This window comes from Pseudomonas sp. LBUM1649, from assembly GCF_059716155.1.
This window is the reverse complement of sequence record NZ_CP166807.1, coordinates 2,654,890-2,670,772: the sequence shown is the minus strand read 5'-3', so window position 1 is coordinate 2,670,772 and position 15,883 is coordinate 2,654,890. Positions and strand designations below refer to the sequence as shown.

General features: G+C 59.8%; 14 protein-coding genes. 11 read left to right on the top strand and 3 right to left on the bottom strand.

Features of this window, described 5'->3' with window-relative positions; all coding sequences use genetic code 11:
* Window positions 1-432: 432 nt before the first annotated feature.
* The gene (locus tag ACA058_RS12510) at window positions 433-573 is read left to right on the top strand and encodes a hypothetical protein (RefSeq protein ID WP_497639355.1); all 141 of its coding nucleotides are present in this window, start codon (window positions 433-435) and stop codon (window positions 571-573) included.
* A 92-nt stretch (window positions 574-665) separates the two neighbouring features.
* Here the strand turns inward: ACA058_RS12510 and ACA058_RS12505 are convergent, their stop codons facing one another.
* The 3 genes from ACA058_RS12505 to ACA058_RS12495 form a co-directional block, all read right to left on the bottom strand.
* Window positions 666-1,313 carry a hypothetical protein gene (locus ACA058_RS12505; RefSeq protein ID WP_497639354.1) on the bottom strand — a complete coding sequence of 216 codons (648 nt, stop codon included), beginning with the start codon at window positions 1,311-1,313 and terminating at the stop codon, window positions 666-668.
* Window positions 1,314-1,913: 600 nt separating this feature from the next.
* On the bottom strand, window positions 1,914-2,330 hold the full coding sequence (locus ACA058_RS12500; protein WP_492641116.1) for an Ohr family peroxiredoxin: 417 nt from the start codon (window positions 2,328-2,330) through the stop codon (window positions 1,914-1,916).
* 248 nt (window positions 2,331-2,578) lie between these two features.
* Window positions 2,579-2,905 (bottom strand): hypothetical protein, encoded by a 327-nt coding sequence (locus ACA058_RS12495; RefSeq protein ID WP_497639919.1) that lies wholly within the window; start codon window positions 2,903-2,905, stop codon window positions 2,579-2,581.
* Window positions 2,906-3,087: 182 nt separating this feature from the next.
* On the opposite strand from ACA058_RS12495, the gene potE reads away from it, so the two are divergent.
* The 10 genes from potE to ACA058_RS12445 all read left to right on the top strand — a co-directional run bounded on the left by potE (window position 3,088) and on the right by ACA058_RS12445 (window position 15,830).
* The gene (gene potE, locus ACA058_RS12490; RefSeq protein WP_497639353.1) at window positions 3,088-4,497 is read left to right on the top strand and encodes a putrescine-ornithine antiporter; all 1,410 of its coding nucleotides are present in this window, start codon (window positions 3,088-3,090) and stop codon (window positions 4,495-4,497) included.
* Complete coding sequence (locus tag ACA058_RS12485) at window positions 4,494-6,779, top strand: Orn/Lys/Arg family decarboxylase (protein WP_497639352.1); 2,286 nt, start codon at window positions 4,494-4,496, stop codon at window positions 6,777-6,779. The genes potE and ACA058_RS12485 overlap by 4 nt, the downstream gene beginning before the upstream one ends.
* Window positions 6,780-6,963: 184 nt before the next feature.
* Complete coding sequence (locus tag ACA058_RS12480; protein ID WP_497639351.1) at window positions 6,964-7,365, top strand: hypothetical protein; 402 nt, start codon at window positions 6,964-6,966, stop codon at window positions 7,363-7,365.
* Between the two features lie 224 nt (window positions 7,366-7,589).
* Window positions 7,590-7,868, top strand: a complete 279-nt coding sequence (locus ACA058_RS12475; RefSeq protein ID WP_497639350.1) for a DUF3303 domain-containing protein — start codon at window positions 7,590-7,592, stop codon at window positions 7,866-7,868.
* A 128-nt stretch (window positions 7,869-7,996) separates the two neighbouring features.
* Complete coding sequence (locus ACA058_RS12470) at window positions 7,997-8,530, top strand: RNA polymerase sigma factor (protein WP_497639349.1); 534 nt, start codon at window positions 7,997-7,999, stop codon at window positions 8,528-8,530.
* Window positions 8,527-9,363 (top strand): FecR family protein, encoded by an 837-nt coding sequence (locus ACA058_RS12465; protein WP_497639348.1) that lies wholly within the window; start codon window positions 8,527-8,529, stop codon window positions 9,361-9,363. Before ACA058_RS12470 ends, ACA058_RS12465 begins: the two co-directional genes overlap by 4 nt.
* Window positions 9,364-9,624: 261 nt before the next feature.
* Window positions 9,625-11,964, top strand: a complete 2,340-nt coding sequence (locus ACA058_RS12460; RefSeq protein WP_497639347.1) for a TonB-dependent siderophore receptor — start codon at window positions 9,625-9,627, stop codon at window positions 11,962-11,964.
* A gap of 185 nt (window positions 11,965-12,149) precedes the next feature.
* Window positions 12,150-13,763 carry an arylsulfatase gene (locus ACA058_RS12455; protein ID WP_497639346.1) on the top strand — a complete coding sequence of 538 codons (1,614 nt, stop codon included), beginning with the start codon at window positions 12,150-12,152 and terminating at the stop codon, window positions 13,761-13,763.
* 77 nt (window positions 13,764-13,840) lie between these two features.
* Window positions 13,841-15,109 carry an OmpP1/FadL family transporter gene (locus tag ACA058_RS12450; protein ID WP_497639345.1) on the top strand — a complete coding sequence of 423 codons (1,269 nt, stop codon included), beginning with the start codon at window positions 13,841-13,843 and terminating at the stop codon, window positions 15,107-15,109.
* Window positions 15,110-15,155: 46 nt separating this feature from the next.
* Window positions 15,156-15,830 carry a DUF3313 domain-containing protein gene (locus ACA058_RS12445; RefSeq protein WP_497639344.1) on the top strand — a complete coding sequence of 225 codons (675 nt, stop codon included), beginning with the start codon at window positions 15,156-15,158 and terminating at the stop codon, window positions 15,828-15,830.
* Window positions 15,831-15,883 lie beyond the last annotated feature (53 nt).

The window sequence follows — 15,883 nt, the reverse complement described above, 5'->3', positions numbered from 1 at the left end:
AGCACGTCACAATAATAAATATAAATATAAAATGCCGCCGGATAACGTCAAAAAAACGCCACGACCAGCTTAAGTGACACGCCAGTGACGGCAAGTGACTATGCGTGCAGTCCCCTCTGAAAAAAACATTGTCAGAGCACGCATTGCACCACCAAAAGAATGCAATGAAGATGCCGACCAGCGATGCGTTGATCGCCTCGCATGGGACGGCCGTCCGCCGCCCCCCAAGGGGCCAGCGGACGGGTCCGGGCGAGCGACATCCACGGCGGGAAAACAGCGTCAGGCGCGAAGTTGGTGCGCCAGTGAGGTTTTTCTGGCGCCCTCGCGATAATACAGGCGCGCCTGCTGCCACATACAACTGGCGGTGCGCATCCTCCAGGTAAAGCCGCGATTTCGCCCGCTGGGGTTGGGAAGGCCGTGGCTGAAGGCTTCATGAAGATCGAGCACAGCGAGATGCTGCTGTTAGATTCCGATCCGGTGGTTCGGATCGATGCGCTTGAGCAGTGGCAGGCGTCGACCGTGACGAAATGGATTGATCCCTGCTCCGTTCCTCGTTATAGCGCAGTGATATAAACGCTTTCAGGTCCTGGCGAAGTTGCTCCCAATCTGTCGCCAGGACCTTTTTACTTCAACGCCAACGAACCAGGCGCTCGCGCATCACTGAGTCAGTGCGCGCCAGCCGTCGCCCATTGCGGCGCGATAGTCGTGTTGTGGCGCTTGGCTCGCTGAGTCAACGCCAGCATCGTCAAGAAGCCGAGCACAATCAGAACCGGGTAAGCCATCAACAGTTCCGAGAGGGAGTATTTCCAGGCCAAAGGACGGCCGACGCCGAGCATGGCGGCATACATCCACGATACTCCCGATAGCGAGCCACAAAACAGGGCCAGCATCCGGGCGCTGAATCGGAGTTCCAGCAAGGAGCCTGCCTTTTGCAGGGCAGGCAATACCAGTCGGTGCAGCAGGATGCCGTTATAGGTCAGCAGCACGACAATGATCACCTTGGCGTGAAGCTTCGGATTCATGAAGTACTCCATGCCTTTGCCGAGGTAGTCGATGCCGATGATGGCAGTACCGGTCACCCATAGACAGATCAATGCCACCACGACAGATTTCTGAAGACTTTCCATGTGTGCATTGTCATGTTCAGTGAGCACTTTGCGTTTCAACATATCCCTGACCATTGCAATATCACTGGTCAACACTAAACCCATCGCCACGCAACAGGCGAGCAAATGAACGTAAACAACCCCCAGCCGCAAAAACTCCATGAATTCTTTATGTTCGATCAGGCTCATAATTGTATTTATCGCCACGGTATCTCTCCACCTTATTCAACAGTACAGATCGGCCGACCAGCAGAATGTTTTTCTGCACGACCTTGCTCATACAAGAAAACCGACCAATAGGTTAATTACTAAATCCTATTGAGCCAGTTGAGGAATTGATGACAGCGTAGATACTACCTCTCAATTTTTCGGGTAAAAAAAATCCCCATCTGCATTCACTGCATTTGAGGTTCTATTTCCGCTTCTTTTTTTCGATTGCGAGAGCATGCCATGGATGACGTGCTGCAGGATCTGAGGCCCACAGCCCGAAAATGTTCATTTTTTAACCACAGCACCGACAAGCGGTAGCGTCCTTGGGGGCCTTCGGGATGGGTTATCAGGTATCAACTTGCGCGTTGAGGCCCATTCCAACTGACCTGATAGGTTTAAAATGAACATCGATATTGACAATTGGATCCACTAGTTACCATGCGAGCAAAAAGCCAACGATAGCGACAGGGTCTCATTTATTACCTGCCCGACTAAACAGTCAGACTATTTGGCGGATCCGATTATTGACCACTGAATACTTTCCGAGTCTTGGCGACATTGCCCCAAGCTGTCGCCAAGACTGTTTTTTATTTCAACTCAGACCAACTTTACCGTGACGTTGATGTTGTTGCGGGTAGCTTTCGAGTACGGGCAGTACTTGTGCCCGGTGTCCACGAGTTTCTGCGCGGTTTCGCGATCCAGTCCCGGCAGGCTCACATTCAGCCGCGCCTGCAGCAGGTAGCCGCCTTCATTGGTGCCCAGGTCGACTTCGGTATCGACAGCCACGTCCTTGGGCAGCGCCACTTTCAATTCCTTGGCAGCCACGCCCATCGCGCCGATGAAGCAGGCAGACCACCCGGCGGCGAACAACTGCTCGGGATTGGTGCCACCGCCGCCTGCGCCCGGGGACGACAGTTTGATATCCAGGATGCCGTCGGAGCTGCGGGAGGCGCCATCCCGGCCGCCGGTGGTGTGGGTTTTTGCGGTGTACAGGACTTTGTCGAGCTGGGTCATGATGATCTCCTGATTGAATTGAGGTTTATGCAATGTCAGGTGAATCAGCCTTCGGGCTTGATGTCAGGCATTCAATATAGACGGCGTTGCTCAACCGGGTGCCTGATCCGACAAAGGCCATCCTGTACCCCGCAGACCTTGTAGGAGCGAGCATGCTCGCGATGGTCGTCAACGATAACGCGGGGAGCGTGACACCCCGCGGTACTCTCAGGTTTTTCGTCGGAACGCCGCCCGGAGCATGCTCGCTCCTACCGCGCCAACTTGTACTTCACACAATCGTCATAAAAACTCTGCCGAACCGCCGCAGGCTTGATCCGTGTCGGGCTGTCGTAAGTTTGTTCGGTAATCCCCATTGCCATCATCCGCATCCACGACTTGGCAAACTTGTACGCCTGGATTTTTTGCCGCGCCGCATACAGCGAAACCCCGGACAACTTGAGTTCCTGGGCTCTTGCCGCGGTACCCGCGCCCCAACTGCACATATAAGTATCACCGGGCTTCAGTTCCCTGGCCGAGGCAGGAACTGTAAGACCCGCGACGCTGAAAGAGATCAGCACGACCCAGACATTGCGCATCTGCATTCCACCTAACCGCCTGAAAATAAAGCGATTCTGGCGATAAGCGGGCAATCTGGGGGCCAGCATAATGCCTTCTATGCAATACATTGATCTGCCTCAGTAAACGAAAGTCATTTTCTTGCGACATTTCAAAACTTTGCTATAGCTAAGCTCTCTCCGCCAACTTATGAGGCAACGGAATGTCAGTCGCAAAAAAAATGAGTGTGGGGCAACTGACGATGTTGACCGCGGTCAACATGTTGGGCTCAGGCATTGTGCTACTACCGTCGAAACTAGCGGAAGTTGGGGCAATTTCGATTCTTTCCTGGCTGATCACAGCCACAGGTTCACTGGCATTGGCCTATGCCTTTGCGCGATGCGGGATGCTCAGCCGAAAGACCGGCGGCATGGGGGGATACGCAGAGTACACCTTCGGCAAGGCCGGTAACTACATCACCAACTACACCTATGGCCTCTCGTTGCTGATTGCCAACGTGGCGATCAGCATTACCGCGGTCGGCTATATCCAGGAGCTGTTCCATATTCAGCTGGACTCACTGCAAGTGGGCCTGGCGACCATTGCGCTGTTGTGGATCACCACGTTCGCCAACTTTGGCGGTGCACGGATTACCGGCCGGATTGGTGCAGTCACCGTATGGGGCGTGATTGCGCCGGTGGTGCTGGTGTCCACCATTGGCTGGTTCTGGTTCGACAGCAGCGTGTATGCCGCCGGCTGGAACCCGCACAACATGGGCTGGTTCGACGCCGCCGGTGCCTCGGTGGCGATCACCTTGTGGGCCTTCCTCGGCCTGGAATCGGCGTGCGCCAACACCGATGCGGTGGAAAACCCCGAGAAGAACGTACCGATTGCGGTGCTCGGCGGCACCCTCGGCGCGGCGGTGATCTACATCGTTTCCACCAACGTCATCGCCGGCATCGTCGATAACCCGGAACTGGCCGCCTCTACCGCACCGTTCGGCCTGGTCTTCGCCAAGATGTTCACCCCGCTGGTCGGCGACATTGTGATGGCCGCGATGGTGCTGGCATGTATCGGCTCGCTGCTGGGTTGGCAGTTCACCATTGCCCAGGTCTACAAAAGCTCGGCGGACACCGGTTACTTCCTGTCGATCTTCGCCAAGTCAAACAAGGCCGGAACGCCGATTGTCGGCATGCTGGTGCTACTGGCGGCGCAGACGGCACTGGCTTTCCTCACCATCAGCCCGGACCTGAGCAAACAGTTCGACACCCTGGTCAACCTCGCGGTGGTCACCAACCTGGTGCCGTACATCCTCTCCATGGCCGCGCTGATGACCATGCAGAAGGTGTCCAACGTACCGGCAGGCAAGGCGCTGGCCACCAACATCATTGCCTGGGTGGCGGCGGCCTACAGCTACCTGGCGCTCTACAGTTCCGGCGAGCAGGCGCTGATGCTCGGCGGCGTGGCGACCATCTTCGGCTACACGCTGTTCGGCTTCGTCAACAACCGCCTGATTCGCCTCGAAGCGTTCAACAACAGCGTGCCGACACAGACCGTCAGCGCGCAGCACATCACTGGCCAACCGGTGCCGGTGAACAGCTTGAACAAAGCCACTCTGGAGGTTAACGCATGACGGAATATAGACATTCACTCGGGATGCTCGCGCTACTGGTCAGCAGCCCGGCGGACAAGCGCACGGTGTTTGGTCGCGCCCTGGATCAATTGGTCAGTGACGTAGAGGGACGTGGCGTCAGCGTACTGGCTTCGGAAAGCCTCAGCGATGCCGCGTCGATCCTGCGTTCGGACCCGGCCGTTCAATGCGTGCTGATCAGCTGGGAAATGGACACTAGCGAAGGTCACGAAGACTGCATCAAATTGCTGGTCAAACTGCGCGAACGCAACACGCGAGTGCCGGTGTTCCTGATCAGCGACCGGACCGCCGCGTCAAGCATTCCGTTACTGGTCATGCAACACGCCGACGACTTTATCTGGTTACCGGAGGACACCAGCCGCTTCCTCAGCGGACGTATCCTGGCTGCCATCGAACGCTATCGTCAGGCCGCCCTGCCGCCGATGTTCGGGGCGCTGGTGAAGTTTGCCAGGTCCTATGAGTATTCCTGGCACACCCCCGGCCATGCCGGTGGCACGGCGTTTCTAAAAAGCACGGCGGGCCGGGCGTTCTACGAGTTTTTCGGGGAAAACCTGCTGCGTTCCGACCTGTCGATCTCAGTCGGTGAACTGGGCTCGCTGCTCGATCACAGCGGCCCCATTGGCCAAGGCGAGCGCTACGCTGCCAAGGTGTTCGGCGCCCATCGCACCTACTACGTCACTAACGGCTCGTCGATGTCCAACCGCGTGATCCTGATGGCCAGCGTCACGCGCAACCAGATCGCCCTGTGCGACCGCAATTGCCACAAGTCCGCCGAGCATGCGATGACCCTGTCGGGGGCGCTTCCGACCTACCTGGTGCCGACGCGCAACCGCTACGGCATCATCGGACCGATCCTGCCGCAAACCCTGAGCAGCGAGGGCGTGAAAGCGGCCATCGCCAACAACCCGCTGGTCAAGGACGGCATCGACCCGACGCCGGTCCACGCGATCATTACCAACTCCACCTACGACGGCCTGACCTACAACGTCACCCGTGTCGAAGAACTGCTGGGCCAGAGTGTCGACCGCCTGCATTTCGACGAAGCCTGGTACGGTTATGCGCGCTTCAACCCGCTGTACCGCGACCGCCACGCCATGCACGGCAGCCCGGATGATCACGATGATTCGAAGCCGACCGTATTCGCCACCCAGTCGACCCACAAGTTGCTGGCGGCCCTGTCCCAGGCCTCGATGATTCACGTGCGCAACGGCCGCAACCCGATCGAACACGGACGATTCAACGAGTCGTACATGATGCACGCCTCGACCTCGCCCAACTACGCGATCATGGCCTCCTGCGACGTCAGTTCGGCAATGATGGAAGCGCCCAGCGGGCAGATCCTCACCAGCGAATCCATCGAGGAAGCCGTGGCCTTCCGCCAGGTCATCTCGCGCATGCACAACGAGATGCTGAGCAAAAACGACTGGTTCTTCACCTGCTGGCAGCCGCCGACCGTGCAAGTGGGCAATGCCACGGTGCCGTTCCACGAAGTCGATCCGCTGCTGCTGAAAACCGAGCCCAATTGCTGGGTCCTCCACCCCAACGAGGTGTGGCACGGCTTTGGCGACATCGAGGAAGGCTACTGCATGCTGGACCCGATCAAGGTCTCGGTGCTCAGCCCCGGCATGGGCGACGACGGCAACCTGCTCGCCTCGGGCATCCCGGCCTGTGTGCTGACGGCGTACCTCGGACGCCAGGGCATCGTCGTCGAGAAAACCACCGACTTCACCATCCTGTTCCTGTTCTCCATCGGCATCACCAAGGGCAAATGGGGCACGCTGGTCAACGCGCTGCTGGACTTCAAGCGCGACTATGACGACAACGTCGAGCTGGAGCTGTGCCTGCCCGACCTGCTGGCCGGTAACCAGACGCGTTACGCCGGCATGGGTCTGAAGGACCTGGCTGACGAAATCTTCGCCGCCATGAAGCAACACAAGACCACCTCGGCCATGGCCCAGGCGTTCGGCACGCTCCCGCAAGCCGTCTTCAGCCCGGTGGAGGCTTACGAGAAACTGGTGCGCAACGACATCGAACTGGTCACCCTGGAACAAGCCGCCGGGCGCATTGCCGCCACCGGCATCGTGCCGTATCCGCCGGGCATTCCCTTGCTGATGCCGGGTGAGAACGCCGGGGCTGCCGACGGTCCGCTGCTGGCCTATCTCAAGGCGCTGGAAGCCTTCGACAGATCCTTCCCGGGTTTCACCCATGACACCCACGGGATCGAAGCCGAGGCCGGGGTTTATCGGATGCTGGTGTTGAAGTAACAGGGCTACGCCCCCCCTGTAGGAGCGAGCATGCTCGCGATGGACGTCAACGATGACGCGGGCTTTCTGTAAGCCCGCGTTGTCTGGACGTTTTTCGCGAGCATGCTCGCTCCTACAAGGATCAATCACCTTCAATCCATTGCCTATGGGCAAATTCGATCACAGCGCTCTATGATTGAACCCCATGACCACCTCCGCTCCGATCCGCCAACCCTGCCCGCCCGGCGCCTGCGACTGCGGGCGTGACCCGCTGCTGGAAACACCCGGTGCGGACCTGCGCATCCTGTTCCTGACCCGCGCGGAAGAAAAACGCCTGGTCGAACGCCTGGAAAGCCTGCAAAGCCTCCAGGACCTCGAGCACCTGCAACGGCGGATGTTCGAGCAATTGGGCATTCGCGTGGACATCGCCCCCGGTTTCAATGAAGTGCGGACCATGCGCGGTATCGGTATTCACATCGGCGAACTGCCAGGACTGTGCCGCAAGACCCGGGCAGCGATCCCGGCGGCGATTCGCCGGGCCATGGAGAAGCGTCCGCAAATCGCCTTTGAGCTGCTCAACGCCAACGACCTGTTGCGCGACGCCTGATCAGCCCCATCGCTGTTTCACCGCTGAGACAGGCGCCTGTCACCCCCCCTGTAAAAGAGGATCGGCGGTCGTACGTAAAGTGCGCGACGCTGCTATGCCTTCTGCAGGGAGCAATCGTTTCAGGCCAGACAGGATGACGCTGGCAAGGCAAACGTGACCGTGGTCCCGGCGCCAACCCGGTGCGCGAAGACAGACAGGTGCCAATCCCTGGAAGGAGGTAGCAGATGTTGTTCATCGTCAGCTGGAAAATCAGTTCGGTCAATCGCAACAGTGCGATCGAACGCTTTCTCAAAACCGGTGGCGCGCCACCGGAAGGCGTCAAGATGCTCGGCCGCTGGCACGCCGTCGGTGGCGCGGCCGGTTTTGGCGTGGCCGAGGCCAATGATCCGGTATCGATCCAGAAGTGGGTACTGCAATGGAGCGACCTCATGTCCATGGAGGTCCAGGCGGCACTGACTGACGAACAGGTGGCGCCACTACTGGCAGCCGCTACCGGCAAGTAATGGCATCGAGGCGGCGAGGCATGTTCGCCGCCTCGTCTCGAGGAAATGAGGCAGAGCGCGTTGAGCACTATGAATGAAAAGACTTCTCATTTATATTTGCTGCCGCTCTGCCTTGCTTCGGGTCCGCCATGCCTTTCGATTCCGCCCAACCCTCGCTGATCAGTACCCTGGTGCGTCATTACGACGAACTGGTCGACCGTGTTCGTCGACGTTTCGGTGATCGCGGATTTGCCCGCGAGGTGGTGCACGACGTCTGCGTGCAACTGCTGGAGAAACGCGAAAAGGATGGCGTCCATACGCCCCTGGCGTTGCTGCACAAGATTTCCCACGATCAGGCAGTGAGTCGTTATCGCAGCGAGCGCCGGCGCCAGGCCTGGGTGGACGCCCTGCCGCAGCTGCCCGAAGCGACGTGCCAGGCGCCATTGCCCGCGCAGCAGTATGAAGCGGCCCGGGAGTTCGAACGCCTGGCGCACGCCATCACCCAACTGCCGTCGCGCTGCCAGATGGTGTTCGTCATGCATAAGATCCATGAATTGCCCCAGGCCGAAGTGGCTGCGCGGATGGGCATTTCCTTGAAGACCGTGGAAAAACACCTGCGCCTGGGGCTGGCCGCCTGCCGTGCACACCTTGATCGCGTTGATGACCCGGAGCATGCCCAATGAGCCAGTCGCCTGCCCCAAATCCGTCATCGCGCGAAGAAGAAGCCCTGGCGCGCCACCGCGAAGAGCTGCGCAACCGGTTTCCGATGCCCACCCCTACCCCGCGCAAACCGCGCAAGGCACTCGGCGCGGCGGCGCTGCTGGTGCTGCTCGGCGCGGGCCTGGCGTGGTTCGACCCGGCCTATCAAAGCGAGCAGTACCACACCCTGGTCGGCGAGCGCCGGCTGGTCAAACTCGCCGATGGCAGCCGCATGACCCTCGACAGTGACAGCCGGGCCACGGTCGCCTGGCATCTGCGCTCGCGACGGGTGCAATTGCAATCCGGGCAGGCGCTGTTCGACGTTTCCAAAACGCTGGTACGCCCCTTCCAGGTCGATGCCGGTGTCGCGCAAGTCAACGTGCTGGGCACGCTGTTCAGCGTCAGCCATCTCAATGACACCGTGCGGGTGAACCTGGTACGCGGCGCCGTCCGGGTCAACGACATCACCGAAGCCAGGCATACCGTGGAGCTTGCGCCGGGCCAGCAGGTCGAGGTGCGACAAAGAGTCCTGCGCACGCCGATGGCCATCGACGCCGACGCCACCATCGCCTGGAAGGACGGTCGACTGATCTTCGAGCGCACGCCACTGGCCGAGGCGCTGGCGCAGATCCAGCGCTATCGCAAGGCGGCGATTGTCCTCGATGACCCGAGCCTGGCCAGCCTGCCGATCAGCGGCGTGTTCGATAACCGCAACGTCGAGGATCTGCTGAACCTGTTGCCGAGCATCCTGCCGCTGAGCCTCAATGCCGAGGCAGATGGCACCCTTCACGTGCGGCGCAAGGCGACAAAAAAATAATTGCCAAGAGCCGAAGAAGAAAGCTGTGGCGAGGGGATTTAGCGAAACGTCGCACCGCCCCGTTGGACTGCGAAGCGGTCCCGTGCGTCCGTTCAGGCAGAATGAGGTGTTCAGATTTACGACTGCTTCGCAGCCGAACGGGGATAAATCCCCTCGCCACAAATACGCCTGTACGCCGAAAAAAATTTCGAGGGAGGTAGGGTTTTCCCGCGCTCGTGGCGGCTAGTCAGTACAGCCCCCACTTTCCAAGGAACACCGTCCATGAAACACCGCCGGCATTTGCCATTGTCCGCCCTTGCCGCCAGCCTGCTGCTCGTCCTCGCGGCACAGGCCCACGCGCAGGAAAAGGTCGAGCTCGACCTGCCGGGCACCAGCCTGGACAAGGCGCTCAATGCCCTGGCGCGACAATCGTCGGTGCAGATCATTTTCGCCAGCGACATCACGGCAGGCAAAACCACCCAGGCACTCAAGGGCAGCTACACAGCGCAACAGGCCCTGGCGCAACTGCTCGACCACAGTGGCCTGCAATCACAGGTGCGCGACGAGCACACCTTCATCATTGTTCCGGCGCCAAACCCGGCACCCGCCGCCGCCACGCCGGCCCAGGTCGAGTACATCGCCCCCATGGTGATCCGTGGCGACGTGCTGGGTGGCGCGACCGACCCGGAAATCCTCACTTACCCCGGCAGCCGATCGATGGTCAAGGAAGCCGACTTGCACAAAGCCAGCGTGCGCGGCGTCGACGAAGCCTTGCAGCGCGTGCCGAGTGTGAAAATCTTCGACGAAACCGGCACTGGCGCCCTGCCGCAGATTTCTGTGCGTGGCCTGTATGAAAGCCGCAGCGGCCGGGTCCAAGCCTTGTCTGACGGCATCCCTTTGGCGCTGGCGCCCTATGGCCAGACCGGATTGTCGCTGTTCCCGGTGACCCTGGCGACGGTCGACCGCATCGATGTGGTGCGCGGTGGCGCAGCCGTTCAATACGGCCCGAACAACGTCGGTGGCGTTATCAATTTCATCAGCAAACCGATTCCCAAACAGTGGGAAACCACCTTGCAGGAACGCACCACCTTCAATGCCGGTGGTCATCAACTGTGGGATACCTACCTGGGCACCGGCGGTTACCTGACCGACAATTTCGGCCTGCAACTGGACCTCAACACGATCAACGGCGACACCGCCCGCGAGCACTCCGACAGCGATATCCAGAATTATCGCCTACGCGGCCAATGGAACATCGACGCTGACCGCGACCTGAGCTTCGGCGTGCAGCGTTACCAGGCCGACATGGACCTGGCCGGTGCCCTCAGCGTCAAGGACTACAAGGACGACCCGCGCCAGTCGACCCGCCCGCTCGACCGCTTCGAAGGCGACACCGACCGGTTCTGGGGCACCTACACCCAACAGCTCGGCGCGATGGGACCTTTCGACTCGGTAGAGTTCAGCTGGACTAACTTCGCCCACAACAGCTACCGCAACTTCGTGGTCGGCCTGCCTTTCACCCCGGACGGCGCGGCAGTGACCAAACAGGACGGCCCGCGCGACTTCAAGGTCTGGGGCAGCGAACCGCGCCTGAGCATGAGCATCGATGGCGACCGGCTCAGCCAGACCTGGCTGCTGGGTGCGCGCTACGTGCGCGAAGACATCGACTACAAGGTCAACCGCGAAAGCCTGGCCACGGGCCGGACCACGCCGTTCCGCGACTGGACCTTCGACGACGAGGCCAAGGCGTTCTACCTCAGCAACGCCATCGGCCTGCTGGATAACCGCCTGACCATCACGCCGGGCGTGCGTTACGAAAACGCGACGATGAACTACGACGACGGCATCACCGGCTTCGAACACGAAAACAAATCCGAGGAATGGCTGCCAGGTTTGACCCTGGGCTATCAGGCCAGCGATGACTGGTTCGTCTACGCCAACGCACAGAAATCCCTGCGCCCACCGCAGGTCACGCAGATCGTCAAGGAAGGCGACGTCGGCGCCGAACTGGCGTGGAACTATGAAACCGGGGTGCGCTACACGCCATGGCAAGGACTGCGCGTGGACTTCGGTGTATACCGCATCGATTTCAGCGATCAGATCGTCTACAACGCCACTATCGATCGCTTCGTCAACCTCGGCAGCACGCGCCACCAGGGGATCGAGACCGAAGTATTCTGGACCCCGTCGGCCCTGCCTGATCTCGACCTGCACGCCAGCTACGCCTACCTCGATGCCAAACAGCGCAACGGCAACTTCAAGGACAACGAAGTGCCGTACGCCTCGCGCAACCAGTTCAACATCGACGGTCGTTATCACTTCGCCGAACACTGGACCTACAGCCTCGACGGCCTGTTCGTCAGCAGCGCCTACACCGACGCTGCCAACTCCGGCGACGAAGATGCCACGGCATCCGTGGGCAAGCTCCCGGCGTATTGGGTATGGAACACTGCCATCGAACGGGAATTCAAGTTGCAGGACCACAGCGTCCTGACCGCCTCGGCCGGGGTCAGCAACCTGTTCAACCGCGAGTATTACTTCCGTGGCATCGACACCAGCCCATGGGGTCGCCAACCGGCACCGGAGCGTTCGCTGACGTTGGGCTTGAACTACCGTTTCTGATCCGCCACGTAGCGTGGCCGGCTCCTTTATCCGGAGCCGGCCCCCGGTGTAAAGGACTTGAAACACCGATTACCAATAACTGGAAATTTCGCCATTCGAACCTACGCTCTTCGCGGGGGTTGCAAAACTCAATGGCGCTCGGGGGTTCGTCTCAGGGTACTAACGCAAGTACGCAGGAGTTCGACATGAACCGAACAACGCTGACTTCGATGTTCGCCGTCCCCATACTGATGTCCGCAATCTTGCTCCCCGGCATGACCCATGCCGCCGACAAGGCCCCCAACATCGTGGTGATCATGGGCGACGATATCGGTTGGTCCAATATTGGCGTCTACAACCAGGGCATGATGGCCGGTAGAACGCCCAACCTCGATCAACTTGCCGCTGAAGGCATGCGCTTTACCGACTACTACGCCGAGGCCAGCTGTACCGCAGGACGCGCCAATTTCATTACCGGTGAATTGCCGATCCGCACCGGTATGACGACCGTGGGCCAGGCCGGTTCTCCCGTCGGCATTCCCGCCGAAGCCGTGACCATCGCCACCGCCCTCAAGGCCATGGGTTATTCCACCGGCCAGTTCGGCAAGAATCACTTGGGCGACTTGAATGAATTCCTGCCCACCGTTCACGGTTTCGACGAATTCTTCGGCTACCTCTACCACCTTGATGCCATGGAAGATCCGGCGCACCCCAACTATCCGCAGGAGCTGCTCGCGACCGTCGGCCCGCGCAACATGGTCCACAGCTGGGCTACCAGCACCGACGACACCACTGTCATGCCGCGCTGGGGCAAGGTCGGCAAGCAGAAAATCGAAGACGCCGGAACGCTCTATCCGGACCGGATGAAAACCGTCGACGACGAGATTCGCGACAAGGCGTTCAGCTTTATCGACAAGGCCAAGCAGGACAACAAACCCTTTTTCGTCTGGCTCAACCCGACCCGCATGCACATCGTCACTCACCTCTCGGACAAATACGAAGCCATGCGCAACGCGCAGAACGGCTGGTCGGAACAGGAAGCCGGCATGGCGCAACTCGACGATATCGTCGGTGACGTCATGGCCAAGCTGAAAAAAGACGGCATGGACGGCAACACCATCGTGATCTTCACCACGGACAACGGTGCGGAAAACTTCACCTGGCCGGATGGCGGCACGACCCCGTTTGCCATGGGCAAGGGCACCGTCATGGAAGGCGGCTTCCGGGTTCCGGCAATCATTCGCTGGCCAGGCAAGGTGCCGGCCAATCAGATTGCCAACGGCATCATGTCCGGCATGGACTGGTTCCCGACCCTGGTCGCGGCGGCAGGCAATCCGAACATCACGGCAGAATTGCTCAAGGGCAAACAACTGGGCGATACCACCTACAAGGTGCACCTCGACGGCTATGACCAGACACCGATGATCACCGGCAAAGGTCCGTCCAACCGCCATGAGATTTTCTACTTTGGTGAGAGTGCACTCGGCGCGGTGCGCATTGATGACTACAAGTACCGTTTCATAGATCAACCGGGTGGCTGGATGGGTGCCAAAGTGGCAGTCGATGTACCGATCCTGACCAACCTTCGCCTTGATCCGTTCGAGCGCATGGGCTGGCCGGAAAATCAGGCGGCTCAAGGCTCGCAGCAGTACTTCGACTGGTTCAAGTTCCAATTCTGGCGATTCGTCTTCGTCCAGCAGCAGGTAGCTAAACTGGCTGAAACCGCGATTGAGTTCCCGCCAATGCAAAAAGGCGCGAGCTTCAACCTGGATTCGGTCAAAGCCAAGATCGCTGCGGCCCGGGCGGAAATGGCCAAGTAAGCAGTCGAGTATTCGGGTGGCCAACACTGGCCACCCGCGTCCGTGACGGACGTTTATTGACGCAGTAGGGAATTCATATGCAGCTAAAAATTTCCGCCCTGCCCGCCTTCACCCTGCTTGCGCTGTGCTGCCAGCAAGCCCAGGCCGGCGGCATCATGCTCTATGAAATTGGCACCGATAATGCCGGCCTCGCCAACGCCGGTGCCGCCGCGCGGGCCCAGGGCCCCTCCACCATCGCCAGCAACCCTGCGGGCATGAGCTATCTGCCGGGCACGCAAATCACCGGTGGCGTGCAGGTGCTCTACGGCAATCTCGAGTTCAATCGCGACGACGACACCAATGTCCCGGGCAGTGGCAGCGGCAACGCCCTCGACCCGATTCCCGGCGGCAGTTTCTTCATCACCCATGAACTGGACGACCACTGGAGCGTCGGCTTCGGCCAGTACGCTGACTTTGGCCTGGCGGTCAATTACGACAACGATTGGTCTGGACGCTACTTCTCACAGAACGCCAGCCTCGGCGGTTTGTCTTTTGTGCCGAGTGTGGCTTACCGCTTCAACGAGCAATGGTCGGTGGGCGTCGGCGTCAAAGCCATGTACGGCATGCTGCAAGCCCAGACCGCTATCGACCGCGAGCCATTCGGCTTCACCGACCGCGGCGACGGCCAGTTCAAGTACAAAGACGAGGATTGGGGTGTTGGCGCGAACGTCGGGGTGATCTACGCCCCACAGGCCGGTACGCGCATTGGCCTGACCTACACCAGCAAGGTCGATCTGGATTTCGAAGACGGGCTGGATATCAAGGGTAACGGTCCGGCACTGGATCGGTTGAATGGCCTGAACACCCAGCTCGACATGACGGTGCCGCAGACCGTGACCCTGAGCCTGTTCCAGCAGCTCGACCGGCAATGGGCCTTGCTGGCCTCGGTCAACTGGCAAGACTGGTCTGAGTTCGGCGAGGTCGGGGTGCAGGTCGACACCACGGCGATCGATGCTCGATCGACAACCATCGACGCCAACTACAAAGACACCTGGCAACTGGCGCTCGGCGCGCAATACCAGGCCACCGCGCAATTATTGTGGAACGTCGGAGTGGCTTACGACAGCAGTCCCGTCTCGGACCGCGACCGCACCCTGACCGTGCCGATGGCCGAATCCTGGCGCATTGCGACAGGAGCCACCTATGCTGTGAACAAGGACACCGATGTCAACGTCAGTTGGGCCATGGTGTGGCTTGGCGATATGCCGGTGGACCAGACCAAATCCACGTCAGGCAATCGAACTTCCGGTCAGTTCGACAGTGCCTGGATTCAAGCCGTGACCGGAAACATGACCTGGCGTTTCTGATTGTCTGCCAACAAAAAACGACTTTATCCAAGGAGCACACAGCACTATGAACCTGACCCGAAAATTGCTCGTCGGCACTGCCCTGGCCGGGCTCCTGCTCGGCGGTTGTACGTCGAAAGTCACCGAGAAGGAGCAGTACTCAGGCTACCTTTCCAACTACAACAACCTGCAGCAAGTCGAAACGCCCAGCGGTGGCACGGCGATGCGTTGGGTGAGCCCGTCGTGGAACGCGGACGCCTATGACACGGTCGCGTTCAACCGGCTGGAAATGTATCCGGCGCCCAAGCCCAATGAACGGGTCAACCAGCAGACCCTCATGGACATTCAGAACTACATGAGCAGCAAGGCCAAAGCCACGCTCGGCCAGAAATACCGGGTAGTGTCCAGTCCGAATGCAGCGCCGGCCGGTTCGAAAGTCCTGGTCATGCGTGCCGCCATCACGGGCGTGAGCGCCTCCAATGAAGGCATGAAATGGTATGAAGTCGTGCCCATTGCTGCCGTCGTCGGGGCAACCCAGGCAGCCACCGGGCACAGGGATCAGGACACCGAACTGTTTATCGAAGCCGAGTTCATAGACGCGAAAAGCAACCAGACCGTGGCCAAGGTCGTGCGCAAGGTGTTCGGCACGCAGCTTTCAAACGAAAGCCAGAAAATCACCGCGCAGGATTTCAAGGCGGCGATCGACAAACTGGGCACTGACTTCCAGGCGTTCCTCAAGTAACCGGACTGCTTTTCTGCTTTCTGTAGGAGCGAGCATGCTCGCGATGGTCGTGA

What these genes read in the sequence shown, in the direction of transcription:
- ACA058_RS12510 (WP_497639355.1), top strand. Translation starts at nt 433, where the DNA reads ATGAAGATCGAGCACAGCGAGATGCTGCTGTTAGATTCCGATCCGGTG.
- ACA058_RS12500 (WP_492641116.1), bottom strand. Translation starts at nt 2,330, where the DNA reads ATGACCCAGCTCGACAAAGTCCTGTACACCGCAAAAACCCACACCACC.
- ACA058_RS12495 (WP_497639919.1), bottom strand. Translation starts at nt 2,905, where the DNA reads ATGCGCAATGTCTGGGTCGTGCTGATCTCTTTCAGCGTCGCGGGTCTT.
- potE (WP_497639353.1), top strand. Translation starts at nt 3,088, where the DNA reads ATGTCAGTCGCAAAAAAAATGAGTGTGGGGCAACTGACGATGTTGACC.
- ACA058_RS12485 (WP_497639352.1), top strand. Translation starts at nt 4,494, where the DNA reads ATGACGGAATATAGACATTCACTCGGGATGCTCGCGCTACTGGTCAGC.
- ACA058_RS12480 (WP_497639351.1), top strand. Translation starts at nt 6,964, where the DNA reads ATGACCACCTCCGCTCCGATCCGCCAACCCTGCCCGCCCGGCGCCTGC.
- ACA058_RS12475 (WP_497639350.1), top strand. Translation starts at nt 7,590, where the DNA reads ATGTTGTTCATCGTCAGCTGGAAAATCAGTTCGGTCAATCGCAACAGT.
- ACA058_RS12470 (WP_497639349.1), top strand. Translation starts at nt 7,997, where the DNA reads ATGCCTTTCGATTCCGCCCAACCCTCGCTGATCAGTACCCTGGTGCGT.
- ACA058_RS12465 (WP_497639348.1), top strand. Translation starts at nt 8,527, where the DNA reads ATGAGCCAGTCGCCTGCCCCAAATCCGTCATCGCGCGAAGAAGAAGCC.
- ACA058_RS12460 (WP_497639347.1), top strand. Translation starts at nt 9,625, where the DNA reads ATGAAACACCGCCGGCATTTGCCATTGTCCGCCCTTGCCGCCAGCCTG.
- ACA058_RS12455 (WP_497639346.1), top strand. Translation starts at nt 12,150, where the DNA reads ATGAACCGAACAACGCTGACTTCGATGTTCGCCGTCCCCATACTGATG.
- ACA058_RS12450 (WP_497639345.1), top strand. Translation starts at nt 13,841, where the DNA reads ATGCAGCTAAAAATTTCCGCCCTGCCCGCCTTCACCCTGCTTGCGCTG.
- ACA058_RS12445 (WP_497639344.1), top strand. Translation starts at nt 15,156, where the DNA reads ATGAACCTGACCCGAAAATTGCTCGTCGGCACTGCCCTGGCCGGGCTC.